This is a genomic window from Thermococcus sp. MAR1 (assembly GCF_012027305.1).
In the GTDB taxonomy this organism is placed as follows: Archaea; Methanobacteriota_B; Thermococci; order Thermococcales; family Thermococcaceae; genus Thermococcus.
In genome coordinates this window covers 1-411 of sequence record NZ_SNUF01000028.1, presented here as the reverse complement: position 1 = coordinate 411, position 411 = coordinate 1, and the positions used below count along the sequence as shown (strand labels likewise).

General features: G+C 44.3%; 1 protein-coding gene. It reads left to right on the top strand.

What is annotated here, in order from left to right; genetic code table 11:
• Positions 1-411: helicase-related protein (locus E3E25_RS11395; RefSeq protein WP_255496538.1), on the top strand; the 411-nt coding region annotated here is incomplete at both ends.

Below are 411 nucleotides of genomic sequence, written 5' to 3'. Positions count from 1 at the left end.
AGCTGGCTAAAGCTGAGGTTATGAGAAAATCAAAACAGGGATACAAGGGTCAGACCATAGTTTTTACGTTCTCAAGGAAGAGATGCCATGAGCTGGCTGCGTTTCTAACAAGCAGAGGATTGAAGGCAAAGCCTTATCACAGTGGATTGCCGTATCATCAAAGAAAGCTCACAGAGATGGAGTTTCAAGCTCAGATGCTTGATGTTGTTGTAACTACAGTTGCTTTAGGAGCTGGGGTTGATTTTCCAGCGAGTCAGGTAATCTTTGAAAGCTTGGCAATGGGCAATAAGTGGCTGAGTGTTAGAGAGTTCCACCAGATGCTTGGAAGAGCTGGGAGACCTCTCTATCATGAGAAGGGAAAGGTTTACCTCATAATTGAGCCTGGGAAGAAATACTCAGCTCAAATGGAAA